Genomic DNA, 14,889 nt, shown 5'->3' with positions numbered 1-14,889 from the left:
TTCAGGGTGTGCGCATCGGGTCGATACCGCAGTGCCCCTTCCCGAGAGTCCTTCCACATGAATGCGTCTGTCCGTGCTCCGCGCCTGCAGTCCAAGCTGCTCGGCGCGGTTTCCGTTGGTCTGGCCGTGGTCCTGCTGTGTGCTCTGGCCGGCCTCGCCTCCGCCTGGTTGAAGTTGTCCACCGAGGTTCCACCCGAAGTCGCGCACAGCCGCGATGCCGAACGCCTGCAGCGCGAGTTCCGCAGCCAGGTGCAGGAATGGAAGAACGTGCTGCTGCGCGGCCACGACGACGCGTTGCGCCAACGCCACCTGGACGCCTTCGACAGCGAGGGTCGTCTGGTCGAGCAGCTGGCCAAGGGCCTGGTCAGCAGCCCGGATGCACGCACGCGCGAACTGGCGCAGGCCTTCATCGGCCTGCATGCGCAGCTGCAGCAGGACTATCACGCTGCGCTGCAGGCGTTCGCCGAGGCCAGCTACGATCCCGCCGCCGGCGACAACCTCGTGCGGGGCAAGGACCGCCCGGTGGCAACCGCGCTGGATGCGTTGAGTACGCACGCCACGCAGGTGGCCGAAGCGGCGGTAGCGGCCCGTTCGCAGCAGGCGCGGCAGACGCTGCTGCTGTGCGCGGCGCTGACCGTGCTGGCCGCCGTGCTGCTGCTGATGGGCCTGGGCTGGTGGCTGCGGCGTGCGGTGGTGCAGCCGGTGCTGGCGGTGGAAGCCGCTGCGCGTGCAGTGGCCGCCGGTGATCTGCAGCATGTTGTGCAGGTGCGCAGCCGCGATGAGATCGGTCGGCTCGCGCAGGCCATGCAGGCGGTGCAGTCCACACTGCGCGGCGTGCTCGATGCGCAGGCCACGATGGCACAGGCGCATGAAGCCGGCACCATCAGCCACCGCATGGATGCCAGTGCCTTCCCCGGCGCATTCGGCACGATGGTGGCCGACAGCAACGCGCTGGTCGATGCGCACATCCAGGTGAAGCTGCGCGCGATTGCGATCATGGGCCGTTACGCCATCGGTGACCTCAGCCAGGACATGGAACGCCTGCCCGGCGAGAAGGCCGTGATCACCGACGCACTGGATACCGCCAAGGTCAATCTCGGCATGATCAATGGCGAGATCCGCCGCCTGGCCGAAGCCGCCGCCAGGGGTGACTTCGGCCAGCGTGGCGACAGCGCGCGCTTCGAGCATGACTTCCGCGCGATGGTCGACGGCTTGAACCGATTGATGCAGACGACCGAACTGAACCTCGGCGAGGTCTCCAGCATGCTGCGCGCGATTGCCGATGGCCGCCTCGGCGCGCGCATGCATGGCGATTTCCAGGGCGTTTTCGCGCGCATCGCCGGCGATGCCAACACCACCGCCGCGCAGCTGGCGACCATCGTCACCGACATCAAGCACGCCTCCGGCAACATCCACACTGCGGCTGCAGAGATCGCCGCCGGCAACAATGATCTGTCGCGCCGTACCGAGCAGCAGGCGGCCAATCTGGAAGAAACCGCCGCGTCGATGGAAGAACTGACCTCCACCGTGCGCCAGAACGCCGAGCATGCACGCCAGGCCAACCAGCTGGCGATCGGCGCGCACACGGTCGCCTCGCAGGGCGGCAGCGTGGTCGGCCAGGTGGTGGCGACGATGGGTGCGATCGAGACCTCGTCACGGCAGATCGCCGAGATCATCAGCGTGATCGATGGCATCGCATTCCAGACCAACATCCTGGCGCTGAACGCGGCAGTGGAAGCCGCGCGGGCCGGCGAACAGGGCCGCGGCTTCGCGGTGGTCGCCAGTGAAGTGCGCACGCTGGCGCAGCGCTCGGCGGCGGCCGCGAAGGAGATCAAGGCGTTGATCGAAGCCTCGGTTGAGCAGGTCGGCCACGGCGCGCAGCGCGTGCGCGAGGCCGGTGACACCATGGCCGAGATCGTGGCATCGGTGCAGCGCGTGACCGACATCATGGCCGAGATTTCGGCGGCCTCGCAGGAGCAGAGCGCGGGTATCGAGCAGGTCAGCCAGACCGTGATCCAGATGGATGGCACCACCCAGCAGAACGCCGCGCTGGTGGAGGAAGCCAGTGCCGCCGCACGCAGCCTGGAACAACAGGCGAACCGGTTGATCGATGCGGTGGATGTGTTCGATCTGTCGACCACGGCGGCAGCGAAGGACGCGTTGGCGCGTGCGGCCTGAGTGATCCGGTTGCCGGCCAGCGGGCGGTACCACCCGTGCGATGTGCCGGCCGCTGGCCGGCAGCGTCCGCCGCCACATGGGTAGCGCCCGACCGTTGGTCGGGCGACGGCAGGATCAGTGCGGACCAACGGTCCGCACCCACCAGAGCGGCCGCGCCCACCGGCGCGTGCGGTAGTGCCGGCCGCTGGCCGGCAACCTCAGCGCACGTAGTCGCTCTGCGCCATCGCGTCGGCCAGGTAATCCACGAACGAGCTGATCCGCGACGATACGGCGGTGTTGCGGTAGTACACCGCATGGATCGGCTGGTACACATCCAGCGTCTGCGCCGCCAGCACCTGCACCAGGGTGCCGGCGCTGCGGTCGCGATCGGTGACGAAGTCAGACAGGCAGGTGATGCCCACACCTTCCACCGCCAGCCGGCGCAACGTCTCGCCACTGGACACGGCGATATCCGGCCGCACCAGCAGCAGCCCATCCGACTCTCCGGGCAGCGGCCAACGGTTGAGTGATTCCGGCTCGTTGAAGCTGAGCAGCGTGTGCTGGCCCAGTGCGGCGACGCTGGCCGGTTCGCCGTGCCTGGCCAGGTAGGCCGGGCTGGCCACCAGCCGCAGCTGGCAGCGGCCCAGCAGCCGCGCATGCAGGGTGGAGTCGGCCAGCGGGCCGATCCGGATCGCCAGATCGGTGCGCCGTTCGAGCAGGTCGATGTAGCGGTCGGAGCTGTTCAGTTCCAGCTGCACTTCCGGGTAACGCGCGCGATAGCCGGCCACCAGCGGCGCGATCACGTGCAGCACGAACGGCATCGCCGCATCCACGCGCAGGCGCCCCGCCGGGCGTTCGCGGCGCGCCGCCATCTGTTCCTCGGCCGATTCCACCGCATCGATGATCGCGCGCGCATGGCGCAGGAACGCCTCGCCCTCGGCAGTCAGGTGCAGGCGGCGGGTGGTGCGGGTCAGCAGGGTGATCCCCAGCTTGTCCTCCAGCCGCCCCAGCGCGCGGCTCACACCCGAGGGCGTCTGCCCCAGCTGCTCGGCGGCAGCACTGATCGAACCGCTGTCGATCACCGAAAGGAACGCCTGCATTTCATCGAGAGTGGTCTTCATGCCCCTATTATTGACTGCACGGCAATAGTGATTGGCGTGAAGACCGGTTTTTCGGCAAAGGTCGGCGGCGCAGACTGCGCAGCCTCTCCCTCCTGCTGGACCCTGTCATGATCCGTGGCATTCCCCTCGCCCTGCTGGCGTTGACCCTCGGTGCCTTTGCCATCGGCACCACCGAATTCGTCATCGTCGGCCTGATCCCGACCATCGCCGGCGACCTGCAGGTCAGCCTGCCCTCGGCCGGCCTGCTGGTCTCGCTGTACGCGCTGGGTGTGGCCATCGGTGCGCCGGTGCTGACTGCGCTGACCGGACGCGTACCGCGCAAGCAACTGCTGGTGGCGCTGATGGTGTTGTTCACGCTCGGCAATGTCGTCGCCTGGATGGCACCCGGGTATACCTCGCTGATCATCGCCCGCATCCTCACCGGCCTGGCGCACGGCGTGTTCTTCTCGATCGGCGCGATCATCGCCACCGCCGTGGTGCCGAAGGAGAAGACGGCCAGCGCGATCGCCATCATGTTCACCGGCCTGACCGTGGCGCTGGTGACCGGCGTGCCGCTGGGTACCTTCATCGGCCAGCATCTGGGCTGGCGCGCGACCTTCCTGGCGGTGGCCGGCCTCGGCGTGGTCGCCCTGATCGGCGCGCTGCTGTTCGTACCGCGCAACCTGCCGCAGAGTGCGCCGGCGAGCCTCCGCCAGCAGCTTGCCGTGCTCGGCCAGCCACGCCTGCTGCTGGTCTATGCGATGACCGCGCTGGGCTACGGTGGCACCTTCCTGGCCTTCACCTATCTGGCGCCGATCCTGCAGGACGTCACCGGCCTTCCGGCCAACGCCGTGAGCCTGGTGCTGCTGGTGTACGGCGTATCGGTGGCGATCGGCAACCTGTGGGGCGGGCGCATGGCCGACCGCATGGGTCCGGTGCCCGCGCTGAAGCGCATCTTCGGACTGCTGGCATTGGTGCTGTTCGTCCTCACGTTCACTGCCTACAACACCTGGTTGATGCTGCTGACGGTGCTGGCGCTGGGTGCGGTGGCATTCGGCAACGTGCCCGGCCTGCAGGTCTACGTGGTCAAGCAGGCGCAGCGCTATGCACCGCAGGCCACCGACGTGGCATCGGGCCTGAACATTGCCGCGTTCAACGTCGGCATCGCCCTGGGCGCCTCGCTGGGCGGTCTGGTGGTGGAGCACATCGGCCTGATGCATACGCCCTGGCTGGGCGCGCTGGTGGTCGTACTGGCCTACGCGCTGACCGTGCTCAGTGGCCGCCTCGACCGCCGTGATGGCGTCGACCACCGCGCCGACGGCATTGCCGCCACCGCGCATTGATCCATGCAATGCACCGTTGCCGGCATGCATACGGTGCCTGTCCTACCCTCTTCCTTCTGCTACTCCCTTCCCCCCGTTGGAGCTTCCCATGACTGTCCCCGCTTTCGGTCTCGGCACCTTCCGCCTCAAAGACCAGACCGTGATCGACTCGGTGCGCAATGCACTGGAGGTCGGCTACCGCGCCATCGATACCGCGCAGATCTACGGCAACGAAGCCGAAGTCGGCCAGGCCATCGCCGAGTCGGGCGTGCCGCGTGATGATCTGTACTTGACCACCAAGGTGTGGATCACCGAGTTCAAGCGCGATGCGCTGCTGGCCAGCCTGCGTGCCAGTCTGGAGAAGCTGCGCACCGACCGCGTCGACCTGGCGCTGATCCACTGGCCGTCACCGAATGACAAGGTCGATGTGCCGATGGAGGAATACCTGCCGGCACTGGCCGAGGCCAAGGCGCAAGGGCTGACCAAGGCGATCGGCATCTCCAACTTCACCATCGCGCAGACCCGCAAGGCGATCGAGATCCTCGGCGCCGAGGCCATCGCCACCAACCAGATCGAGATCCACCCGTACCTGCAGAACCGCCTGCTGGTGAAGTTCCTGCAGGACAACGGCATCCACATCACCGCCTACATGAGTCTGGCTTATGGCGAAGTGCTGAAGGACCCGGTGATCCAGGCCATTGCCGGCCGTCACCAGGCTACGCCGGCGCAGGTTGCGCTGGCGTGGGCGCTGCAGCAGGGCTTCTCGGTCATTCCGTCGTCGACCAAGCGCGAAAACCTGGCAGCCAACCTGGAAGCAGCGGCCGTACGCCTGACCGACGAAGACATGGCGCAGATCGCCAAGCTGGATCGCGGCCATCGCCTCGCGAATCCGGAAGGGATTGCCCCGGCCTGGGATTGATCCCAACTGGGGTTACGTATCGGAATCGTAGGTGCCGACCTTGGTCGGCACTGGCCTCTGGTCAGTCGATGACACATCGTGCCGACCAAGGTCGGCACCTACCAAAGGCAGAGCTATCCCTCGCCTTGCAGCAACCACCCACGCATGGCCGCACTGACCTCGTCCGGCTTTTCCATCGGTGCCAGGTGCCCGCAATCGGGCACCACCACCAGCTGCGAGTGCGGCACCAGGGCGTGCATCTCCTCGCTCACCGCCAGCGGCGTGATGCGGTCGTTTGCGCCGCAGACGATCAGCAGCGGATCGCGGTACCCGGCCAGCACATCGTGGCCATCGCGGCGCTCCAGCGCGCTCTGGCGCAGGAACACTTCGGCGCCCAACCGCGCGGTCATGTCGCGCACACGCTGCACCAGCACGTAGTCATCCAGCCGAGAAGCATCGATGTAGCTGCGCATCAGCACGTCACCGAAGCCGTGGAATTTTCCCGGCAAGCGCACGCTGGCACGTTGGCTGCGGCGCTGCTCGGCACGTTCCGGCGAATCGGCATGGATCGAGGTATCGATCAACGCCAGCTTCAGCACGCGCTCGGGCGCGATGCGCAGGATCTGCTGGGCGACGAAACCGCCCAGCGAGAAACCGGCCAGCGCAAAGCGCTCCGGCGCCTGCGCCAGCACGTCCTCGGCTACGCCCTGCAGGGTTTCGCCGCGGGTCTGGTCACCCACCGTGCAATCGGCGATGTCGGCCAGGTCAGCCAACTGTGCGCGCCACAGCTCGGCATCGTTGAGCAGGCCGGGCAGCAGCAACAGGGGGATACGGTCGGTCATGGGGGTATTGTCGCGCCGGTGCGGTGGCGGCGCCATGCCAGCGACCGCGCATGACATCAAGATGGCTGGCGGCCTCATGCAGAAACAGAATCCGAGGCCGGCGGTAGAGGGCACGGGCCAGAACCACGCGCTGCTTCTGACCGCCTGAAAGCGAATTGCCCATGTCTCCGATAAGACCGTGATAAGCCATCGGCAGCCCCGCGATATCGTCGTGCACGGCTGCCATCCGAGCAGTTTCCTCGATGCGCTGTTCATCGAAGCCGCTATCGAAGCCGCTATCGAAGCCGCTGATGTTGTCGGCAATGCTTCCGGCAAACAACTGGTCATCCGGGATCGCATCAAGCTCGCTGACCCGGGCGAAAAGCCGCATCGAATCAATCTCGTGCAGCGCCAACTACATGCGCGAATCGCTCAATGCGCATCACTGCTGCAGCAGGCGGGTCCATCTCGTAAAGGAAAATCTCGCGCCGGGTCTGCTTGCACTTGCCCAGACCCTGCGTATCGCCAAATGTCAGCTGCATGGATGGCTTCTCAACGTGTGCCTCTATTGTCTCTCAGGCTGCCGGCCAGCGGACGGTACTACCGAAATAGTTGTTCAGAACGTCCGTAGATGCAGGCCATGAGGACGACAAATCTCGCACAGCTATCAGTCATCGATGGACTAGAAACAAACCAATCTATAGATACAGAGCGCTAGTCATCCCTCTCGATCTGCACATCTACCTTATCCCGAAAAATAACTGAAATGAAAGACAAGAGCAGAGCTGGAAGTGCCAAAAGCAGCACGAACGACAAAGGCGCACCGAACGACCATAGAGCGGCAGAAAATACGGCAGCCGAAATTCCAAGCAGCAGGAACGAGCACTTAATTTTCCCTATTAACAGGTAACTTGCCGTCGAACACAACAGCGAAAATGCGGTAACAAAAACTCCGACCTCCTGAGGAACCTGCAAAGGCTCAGCACCCCGAAGCGCCGCCACCAGCATCAGCGCTGAGGCAAACGCCATTGCTACCAGGGAAATGAAATAGAACCTGCCATGCCGCTCATCAAATCCATCAGTAATCTTCATATCGACCCTCAAAGGATCGCAGGGCGAAAGCGCCGCGATCCAGCTAATGATTTACCAGAGCTAGGGATGTTCTGAACGGCTCCCTGCGAACTGTGCAGCAGTGCCCGCCACGGATTTCGGCGTTGGGGGACACTATTAAGTCGCATAGTGGAATACATCATACGACTGACATTTGGGGATGCGCAGGGCCTGGGCAAGCCCAAGCAGACCCGGCGCGAGATTCTCCTTTACGAGATGGACCCGCCTGCTGCAGCAGTGATGTGCATTGAGCGATCCGGGCATGTAGTAAGCGCTGCACGAGATTGATTCGATGCGGCTGTTCGACCGGCTCATCAGTCGTTCTCAGGTCAAGATACCCTGCATGACTCGCGCGGACTCCATGCCAAGCGTCGAGAAGAGTCATGACGATTGCTCTGGTCCATCAGCTGCCGCATTGAAACCAGTACGGACTTGGCGCCCTTGCGGGAATCAGCCGCAGGAGCAGCTCAAGCGGCATCCTTGCAAAGTGATCATTTCGACGCGTGCTCTTCCCGAATCCGCTCGCGCCTGACGTCGGCACGCCTGGCTATCACAATGACAACCGCTCCTATGAACAAGAACGGCAAGATCCGACCGCCTGCAGTTGCGGCCACCATAGCTAGGCAGCACACGCAGCTGGCGAAGGTCTTTTCGCTGATACCTTGGATCCTCACAAATTTCCTCATGCCTGCAACATCGGGAAACATCTTCTTTCAGTAAGGTCACGAAGGGTCGCTGCCACGCAGTGGCGCAATGGTAGCGTTGCTTCTTCGCTGAGTTGAAGAGCGAAATGCGTCAGTAGCCGCTTCTTTCCTTCTGGTGATTCAGTCACTCCTACGCAAGAGACACAGCAGGCACCCGGTACGCCGACATGCGTGGACCATTCGGACGTCACTGGCGCAGGGTACAAGCCATCGTTGTAGTCTGTATTCAATCGTCAGAACGACTGACAGCAGCGCAATCATCAGCATGAGCTTGCTTTACGACGCCACCGACGTGATGACCGGGCTGACCGAGGTGCTGTGCTATGGCACGGCGGTGGTGGTGGAGCCCCTCCGCTAACCTGGCCGTAGAGTCGAGCTTGCTCGACTGCTTCCCGATGACGACATTCGAGCAAGCTCGACTCTACAAGTCCGGTGCCGGCACCTCGACCTGCTGCACCGGCAGGGTCACCATCATCACCGTCGGATCGTCTGGATCCAGCCTGGTCTTGAAGCCCAGGCTCTGGCACATCGCCAGCATGGTGCTGTTCTCGCGCAGCACCTGGCCTTCGACCACGTCCAGGCCCAGCCACTTGGCGTACTCGATCATGATCGCCATCAACCGCCAGCCGATGCCGTGGCCCTTCAGGTCCGAACGGATCAGGATGCCGTACTCGCCACGGTGGTAATCGGCATCGGCGTGCAGGCGCACCGCACCCAGCATTTCGCCGCTGCGCGGTTCGATCGCCACCAGCGCGATCGAGCGTGCGTAATCGAGCTGGGTCAGGCGCGCGATGAACTCGTGGCTGAAGTGCTTCACCGACTGGAAGAAACGCAGGCGCAGATCCTCGTCACTGACGCGGGCGAAGAACGCACGGAACAGTGCGTCGTCCTCCGGCCGCACCGGGCGCACGAAGGCACGGCCGCCATCGGACAGCTCGATGGTGCGCTCCCACTCCTTCGGGTACGGGAACACCGAGAAACGTGGATGGCCGCGGCCCTTGTGCAGGATGCGCGACGGCGCCACCGCTACGCGGGCATCGAGGGCGAGGATGCCCTTGCCGTCGACCAGCAGCGGGTTGATGTCCAGCGTGCGCACCTCGGGGATATCGGCAGCCAGTTGTGCAAGCTTCACCAGCGCCAGCGCCAGTGCGCGCTCGTCAGCCGCCGGCACGTCACCGTAAGCCTTGAGGATGCGCGAGGCGCGGGTCTGGCCGATCAGCTCATGGGCCAGGCGCAGGTCCAGCGGCGGCAGCGCCAGCGCCTTGTCATTGATCACTTCGACGGCAGTGCCGCCGCGACCGACCACGATCACCGGACCGAACGTCGCGTCATCGGCGATGCCGACGATCAGTTCGCGCGCCTTCGGGCGGACGATGGTCGGCTGTACCAGCAGGCCATCGATGCGTGCATCCGGCCGCAGCTGGCGTGCGCGCGACAGGATCGCGTTGGCCGCGCTCTGCACCGCCGGCAGCGTGGACAGGTTCAGGCGCACGCCATCCACTTCCGACTTGTGCGGAATGTCCGGCGACAGGATCTTCAGTGCGACCGTGGCACCGCGTTCCAGCAGCGGCTGCGCCAGGTCCATCGCTTCGTGCGCATCGCGCGCATGCATCACCGGCGCGGACGGAATGCCATAGGCCTTGAGCAGTTCATGGGTGGCCAGCGGGTCCAGCCACTGCTGGCCGTTGGCCAGCGCGGCATCGACCAGTGCGCGCGCGGCGGCCGTGTCGACACTGAAATCCTGCGGCAGGCTGGGCGGCGTTTCCATCAACGCGTTCTGCGCTTCGCGGTAGCGCACCAGGTGCTGGAAGCCACGTACGGCTTCGGCCTCGGTCGGGTAGGTCGGGACGCGTGCCGCGTTGAGCGTGGCGGTGGCCTGATCGTCGTTGCCCAGCCACACCGCGAATACCGGCTTGTCGCGGTGATGGCGCGGGCGCAGGCCGAGTGTGCGGGTGAGCGCCTGCGCCGCGTCCGCCGATGACGTGAATGCGGTCGGTACGTTGACGACCATCACCGCATCATTCTCGTTGTCGGCCAGCAGCGCTTCGATGGCCGCGGCATAGCGGTCACCATCGGCATCGACCACGATGTCCACCGGATTGCTGCGCGACCAGCCCTGCGGCAGCACCGCGTCGAGTTTCTCGATGGTGCTGTCGGACAGGTTGGCCAGCGTGCCACGCAATGCGATCAGCTGGTCCACCGCAAGGCGACCCACGCCACCACCGTTGCTGAGGATGGCCAGGCGGCGACCGGGGAACGTCCCCAACCGACCCAGCGATTCGGCGGCAGTGAACAGCTCGTCCAGCGCCCCCACGCGCAGCAGGCCGGCGCGGTTGAAGGCAGCACCGTACACATCATCGGCGCGGGCCAGGGCCTGCACATGGGTATCGCGGCTGCCCGGCTGCACGCGCTCGGCACGGCCGGACTTCACCACCACCACCGGCTTGGCACGCGCGGCGGCACGCGCGGCCGACATGAACTTGCGCGCATCCTTGATCTGCTCGACGTAGAGCAGGATGGCGCGGGTACGGTAGTCGGTGGCGAAGTAATCGAGCAGGTCGCCGAAGTCGACGTCCATCGTGTCGCCCAGCGAGACCACGGCGGAGAAGCCGACCGAGCGCGCCACACCCCATTCCACCAGCGCAGCGGCAATGGCCGAGGATTCGGAGATCAGCGCGAGGTCACCGGCCTGCGGGAAGTGCGCGGCGATGCTGGCATTGAGCCGTGCATGTGGTGCGATCACACCCAGGCAGTGCGGGCCCAGGATGCGCAGGCCATGCTTGCGCGCCACCGTTTCCACCTGTTCCGACAACGAGCCCGGGCCTTCGCCCAGGTGCGCGGTGAGGATGATCGCGGCCTGCACGCCGCGTTCGGCGGCGGTGCGCACCACCTGCGGCACGATCGCCGCCGGTGCGGTGATGACGACCAGGTCCGGTACCCAGTCCAGATCCTTCAACCGCTTGATCGTGCGGATGCCATCGATCTCGGCATGCCGCGGGTTGATCCAGGCCACCTTGCCGGGGAAGCCGGTGCCACGCAGGTTGCGCATCACCGCGCGCCCGGCCGAACGCTCACGTGGACTGCCGCCGATCACCGCGACCGACTGCGGACGAAACACGGACTGCAGGTGGTAGGTACTCATGCGCCTACGGTACCCAAAAAAGGGGACGGAGGGGATTAAGTCGTTTGTGCCTCATGTGCCTTAAACGACTTAATCCCCTCCGTCCCCTTTTTGTTCTGCATGCCGACCAAGGTCGGCAGCTACCAGAGCACGATGGTTCCGGCTTACAGCAGCGTGCCGTGCAGGATCATCGCGGCGATGCTGAAGTAGATCACCAGGCCGGTCACGTCCACCAGAGTGGCCACGAACGGCGCCGAAGCGCTGGCCGGGTCGAAGCCGAGCCGTTTCAGGATGAAGGGCAGCATCGAGCCGGACAGCGAGCCGAAGGTGACGATGCCGACCAGCGCGGCGCCGATGGTGATCGCCAGCAGGATCCAGTGCTCGCCGTAGTCGTGCAGGCCGCCCAGCTGCCAGATCACGATGCGCACGATGGCCAGGCAGCCAAGGATCGCGCCCAGCACCATGCCGGTGGGCACTTCGCGCAGGGCCACCTTCCACCAGTCACGCAGGCGCAGTTCGCGCAGTGCCAGGCTGCGGATCAGCAGCGAGGTGGCCTGCGAGCCGGAGTTGCCGCCCGAACTCATGATCAGCGGAATGAACAGGGTCAGCACTACGGCGCGCGCCAGTTCATCCTCGTAGTGCTGCATCGCGCTCGCGGTCAGCATCTCACCCAGGAACAGCACGCTCAACCAGCCGGCGCGCTTGCGCAGCATCTCGAAGAAGCCGATCTGCATATAGGGCTTGTCCAGTGCCTCCATGCCGCCGAACTTGTGCGCGTCCTCGGTGGATTCCTCGATCAGCGCATCGAGCACGTCGTCGACGGTGACGATGCCAAGCATCTGCTGCTGCGCGTCGACCACCGGGATCGCCAGCAGGTCGTGGCGGCGGATCAGCCGCGCCACTTCCTCCTGGTCCATCAGCGCATCCACGGTCACCGGCGGATTGACCTGGGCCACATCCAGGATCGATTCCTCGGGCAGGCCGGTGATCAGCCGGCGCATGGTCACTACCTGCTGCAGCTGCTGGCTGGCTGGGTCCAGCACGTAGATCGCGTACACCGTCTCGCGGGTGCGCTCGACCTGGCGGATGTGCTGCAGGGTCTGCGCAACGGTCCAGCTTGCGGGTACCGCCACGTACTCGGTGGTCATCAGCGCACCGGCAGTGTTCGGTGGGTAGCTGAGCAGCTTCTGGATGGCCTGGCGGGCGTCGGTGCCCAGCAGCGGGATCAGCCGCGCGCGTTCTTCCTCATCCAGCTCGTGGACGATGTCGGTGGCGCGGTCATCGGCCATCAGGCCCAGCAGCGCCGCAGCCCGCGCCGGCGGCAGCGCGGCCACCAGTTCGCCACTGCGGTGCAGCTCCGGCGCTTCCAGCATCTTCACTGCACGCGGCAACGGCAGCGCCGCCAGCGTTTCCGCGGCGCGGGTCAGTTCCAGCGTATTGAGGAATTCCACCGCGTCGGCGGTGTTGTAGTTCGCCAGCGGTGCAGCCAGTGCGGCGGCATCGGCCACCGGGCGCAGCAATTGCTTCTGGTTCATCGGTTTTGCCTTGTGGGGGTGCGACCTCGCGCAACGCCAACGCAGGCAAACCGTCCCGATGTCAGGCGGTGGCCATCGCTGGCGTCGAACGAGGTCGACTTCTACTGTCGCTGGACATGGGTTGGGGACTCCGGGATGCGTGTGCCGGCGGACGCGCCGCCAGCGGCGGGCAGTCTGGACCCGTGGGCCATGCAGGTCAACCCGGCCACCCCGCGCCGACGGCCGGCGAGTTGTTCTCGTGCATACACAGGCCGGCGCGCATAATGACGCGGTGGCACTCGCCTCCCCTTCCCCCACCCGAACGGACGCACTGCGGGCTTCCCCGATGACCAGGTATTCCCATGCATAGCGGTGGTCTGGAACTGGCCCTGGTGCTGCTGCTGGCGGCGGTCATCGCCGTGCCGGTGTTCAAGAAGTTCGGCTTCGGCGCGGTGCTGGGCTACCTGGCGGCCGGTGTGGTGCTGGGCCCGGACGGGCTGGGCTTCGTGCAGGACGCCGACCGCATCCTCGGCGCCGCCGAGATCGGCGTGGTGATGCTGCTGTTCGTGATCGGTCTGGAACTGTCGCCGGCCCGCCTGAAGGTGATGCGGCGCTCGGTGTTTGGTGCCGGTGCGGCACAGGTGGCGCTGTCCGGGCTGGTGCTGGGCGGCCTGCTGCTGCTCGACCATTTCCAGTGGAAAAGCGCGCTGGTGGTGGGCGTGGCGCTGGCGCTGTCATCCACCGCGGTCGGCCTGCAGCTGCTGTCAGAACACAAGTCGATCAACAGCGACCATGGCCGGCTCGGGTTCGCCATCCTGCTGTTCCAGGACCTGATCGCGATTCCGCTGCTGGCGGCCATCCCGCTGCTGGGCGGGGTAAAGAACGAGACCCTGCGCTGGGAAGACGCCGCCGTGGCCCTCGGCGCGCTGGCCGTGGTGATCCTGTGCGGACGACCGGTGCTGCGCAAGGTGTTCGGCATCATCGCGCGCACCCGCAGCCCGGAAGTGTTCACCGCCACCGCGCTGCTGGTGGTACTGGGCACCGCCTGGTTCATGCAGGAGGCCGGCCTCAGCCCCAGCTTGGGTGCGTTCCTGGCCGGCGTGCTGCTGTCCGATTCGGAGTTCCGGCACGAGCTGGAAGCGCAGATCGAGCCGTTCAAGGGCCTGCTGCTGGGCCTGTTCTTCATTGCGGTGGGCATGGGCATCGACCTCGACCGCATCGTTGCCGAGCCGTGGCTGATCGCCGCCGGCGTGGCGATCCTGCTGGTGGTCAAATTCAGCCTGCTGTACGTGATCGGGCGCATCGCAAAGCTCAGTTCACGGCACTCGCTGCTGCTGGGCAGCGTGCTGTGGCTGGGCGGCGAGTTCGCCTTCGTGGTGTTCAACGAAGCGCAGCGCGCGCACCTGCTGGGCAACGCCAACCATGACCGTCTGGTGGCGATCGTCGGCCTGTCGATGGCGATCACGCCACTGCTGATGATCGCGCTGCTCAAGCTGCTCGGCCAGGAGAAGGCAACGCCGCGCGAGGCAGCCGAGGCCGACAAGGTGGCGCCGGACAACCGGCCGAAGGTGCTGATTGCCGGCATGGGCCGCTTCGGCCAGGTCATCGCGCGCCTGCTGACCGCGCAGAAGGTGCCGTTCGTGGCACTGGAAGCGAACCCCGATACCGTGGCCGACCTGCGCCGCTTCGGCAACCAGCTGTACTACGGCGACCCGACCCGGCCGGAGATGCTGCGCGCGGCCGGCGGCGAGCACATCGATGTGTTCGTGATCACCGTGGACGACCCGGAGACCAACCTGCGCGCGGTGCGCATGGTGCGCCGGTTGTACCCGGACGCGAAGGTGCTGGCGCGCGCACGCAACCGCCAGCATGCGTGGCGCCTGATGGACATGTCGGCCGAGCCGTTCCGCGAAGTGTTCGGCACCAGCCTGGAAATGAGCGGGCGCGTGCTGACTGCATTGGGTGTTGCACCTGAAGTGGCCGAACGCCACGTGCAGCGCTTCCGTGAGCATGACGAGCAGCTGCTGCGCGACCAGTACCTGGTGTACGACGACGAGGCGGCGGTGATCCAGACCTCGCGCGATGCACGCAACGACCTGATGCACCTGTTCGAGGCCGACGCGGAAAGCGACGGCAAGTAGG

At 65.7% G+C, this 14,889-nt stretch carries 9 protein-coding genes and 2 pseudogenes; 5 read left to right on the top strand and 6 right to left on the bottom strand.

Going from position 1 to position 14,889, the window contains the following annotated elements; all coding sequences use genetic code 11:
- Window positions 1-57 precede the first annotated feature (57 nt).
- Window positions 58-2,178: a methyl-accepting chemotaxis protein gene (locus QRO95_RS01035; protein ID WP_285301507.1), complete on the top strand. Its 2,121-nt coding sequence runs from the start codon at window positions 58-60 to the stop codon at window positions 2,176-2,178.
- 197 nt (window positions 2,179-2,375) lie between these two features.
- Here QRO95_RS01035 and QRO95_RS01030 read toward each other — a convergent pair whose 3' ends face one another.
- Window positions 2,376-3,278: a LysR family transcriptional regulator gene (locus tag QRO95_RS01030; protein WP_006401534.1), complete on the bottom strand. Its 903-nt coding sequence runs from the start codon at window positions 3,276-3,278 to the stop codon at window positions 2,376-2,378.
- Window positions 3,279-3,385: 107 nt separating this feature from the next.
- Here QRO95_RS01030 and QRO95_RS01025 point away from each other — a divergent pair, with 107 nt between their 5' ends.
- Together QRO95_RS01025 and dkgB are read left to right on the top strand one after the other, a co-directional pair.
- Window positions 3,386-4,600, top strand: coding sequence for an MFS transporter (locus QRO95_RS01025; protein ID WP_285301506.1), 1,215 nt, complete (start codon window positions 3,386-3,388; stop codon window positions 4,598-4,600).
- An 88-nt stretch (window positions 4,601-4,688) separates the two neighbouring features.
- Window positions 4,689-5,498 carry a 2,5-didehydrogluconate reductase DkgB gene (dkgB, locus tag QRO95_RS01020; protein WP_180845439.1) on the top strand — a complete coding sequence of 270 codons (810 nt, stop codon included), beginning with the start codon at window positions 4,689-4,691 and terminating at the stop codon, window positions 5,496-5,498.
- A 113-nt stretch (window positions 5,499-5,611) separates the two neighbouring features.
- Here the strand turns inward: dkgB and QRO95_RS01015 are convergent, their stop codons facing one another.
- The 3 genes and pseudogenes from QRO95_RS01015 to QRO95_RS01000 form a co-directional block, all read right to left on the bottom strand.
- Window positions 5,612-6,319, bottom strand: a complete 708-nt coding sequence (locus QRO95_RS01015) for an alpha/beta fold hydrolase (protein ID WP_285301505.1) — start codon at window positions 6,317-6,319, stop codon at window positions 5,612-5,614.
- A 40-nt stretch (window positions 6,320-6,359) separates the two neighbouring features.
- A pseudogene (locus QRO95_RS01010) lies at window positions 6,360-6,650 on the bottom strand (ATP-binding cassette domain-containing protein); the annotation flags it as partial.
- 362 nt (window positions 6,651-7,012) lie between these two features.
- Window positions 7,013-7,390: a hypothetical protein gene (locus QRO95_RS01000; RefSeq protein WP_285301504.1), complete on the bottom strand. Its 378-nt coding sequence runs from the start codon at window positions 7,388-7,390 to the stop codon at window positions 7,013-7,015.
- A gap of 972 nt (window positions 7,391-8,362) precedes the next feature.
- Here QRO95_RS01000 and QRO95_RS00990 point away from each other — a divergent pair.
- Window positions 8,363-8,470: pseudogene (locus QRO95_RS00990) on the top strand (YbjQ family protein); the annotation flags it as partial.
- Window positions 8,471-8,533: 63 nt separating this feature from the next.
- Here QRO95_RS00990 and QRO95_RS00985 read toward each other — a convergent pair.
- On the bottom strand, window positions 8,534-11,254 hold the full coding sequence (locus QRO95_RS00985) for a bifunctional acetate--CoA ligase family protein/GNAT family N-acetyltransferase (RefSeq protein ID WP_154264788.1): 2,721 nt from the start codon (window positions 11,252-11,254) through the stop codon (window positions 8,534-8,536).
- 143 nt (window positions 11,255-11,397) lie between these two features.
- Window positions 11,398-12,768 (bottom strand): magnesium transporter, encoded by a 1,371-nt coding sequence (gene mgtE, locus QRO95_RS00980; protein WP_125893373.1) that lies wholly within the window; start codon window positions 12,766-12,768, stop codon window positions 11,398-11,400.
- A 341-nt stretch (window positions 12,769-13,109) separates the two neighbouring features.
- Between mgtE and QRO95_RS00975 the strand changes: the two genes are divergently transcribed.
- Window positions 13,110-14,888, top strand: a complete 1,779-nt coding sequence (locus QRO95_RS00975; RefSeq protein ID WP_285301503.1) for a monovalent cation:proton antiporter-2 (CPA2) family protein — start codon at window positions 13,110-13,112, stop codon at window positions 14,886-14,888.
- Window position 14,889: the final 1 nt, after the last annotated feature.

This window comes from Stenotrophomonas maltophilia group sp. Smal13 (genome assembly GCF_030236855.1).
In the GTDB taxonomy this organism is placed as follows: Bacteria; Pseudomonadota; Gammaproteobacteria; order Xanthomonadales; family Xanthomonadaceae; genus Stenotrophomonas; species Stenotrophomonas maltophilia_A.
Note: the sequence above shows the minus strand (reverse complement) of the source record. Positions and strands in the feature narration are given on the sequence as shown.

Excerpts from the sequence above, each read along its gene's own strand:
- QRO95_RS01035 (WP_285301507.1), top strand. The coding sequence starts at position 58 with ATGAATGCGTCTGTCCGTGCTCCGCGCCTGCAGTCCAAGCTGCTCGGC.
- QRO95_RS01030 (WP_006401534.1), bottom strand. The coding sequence starts at position 3,278 with ATGAAGACCACTCTCGATGAAATGCAGGCGTTCCTTTCGGTGATCGAC.
- QRO95_RS01025 (WP_285301506.1), top strand. The coding sequence starts at position 3,386 with ATGATCCGTGGCATTCCCCTCGCCCTGCTGGCGTTGACCCTCGGTGCC.
- dkgB (WP_180845439.1), top strand. The coding sequence starts at position 4,689 with ATGACTGTCCCCGCTTTCGGTCTCGGCACCTTCCGCCTCAAAGACCAG.
- QRO95_RS01015 (WP_285301505.1), bottom strand. The coding sequence starts at position 6,319 with ATGACCGACCGTATCCCCCTGTTGCTGCTGCCCGGCCTGCTCAACGAT.
- QRO95_RS01000 (WP_285301504.1), bottom strand. The coding sequence starts at position 7,390 with ATGAAGATTACTGATGGATTTGATGAGCGGCATGGCAGGTTCTATTTC.
- QRO95_RS00985 (WP_154264788.1), bottom strand. The coding sequence starts at position 11,254 with ATGAGTACCTACCACCTGCAGTCCGTGTTTCGTCCGCAGTCGGTCGCG.
- mgtE (WP_125893373.1), bottom strand. The coding sequence starts at position 12,768 with ATGAACCAGAAGCAATTGCTGCGCCCGGTGGCCGATGCCGCCGCACTG.
- QRO95_RS00975 (WP_285301503.1), top strand. The coding sequence starts at position 13,110 with ATGCATAGCGGTGGTCTGGAACTGGCCCTGGTGCTGCTGCTGGCGGCG.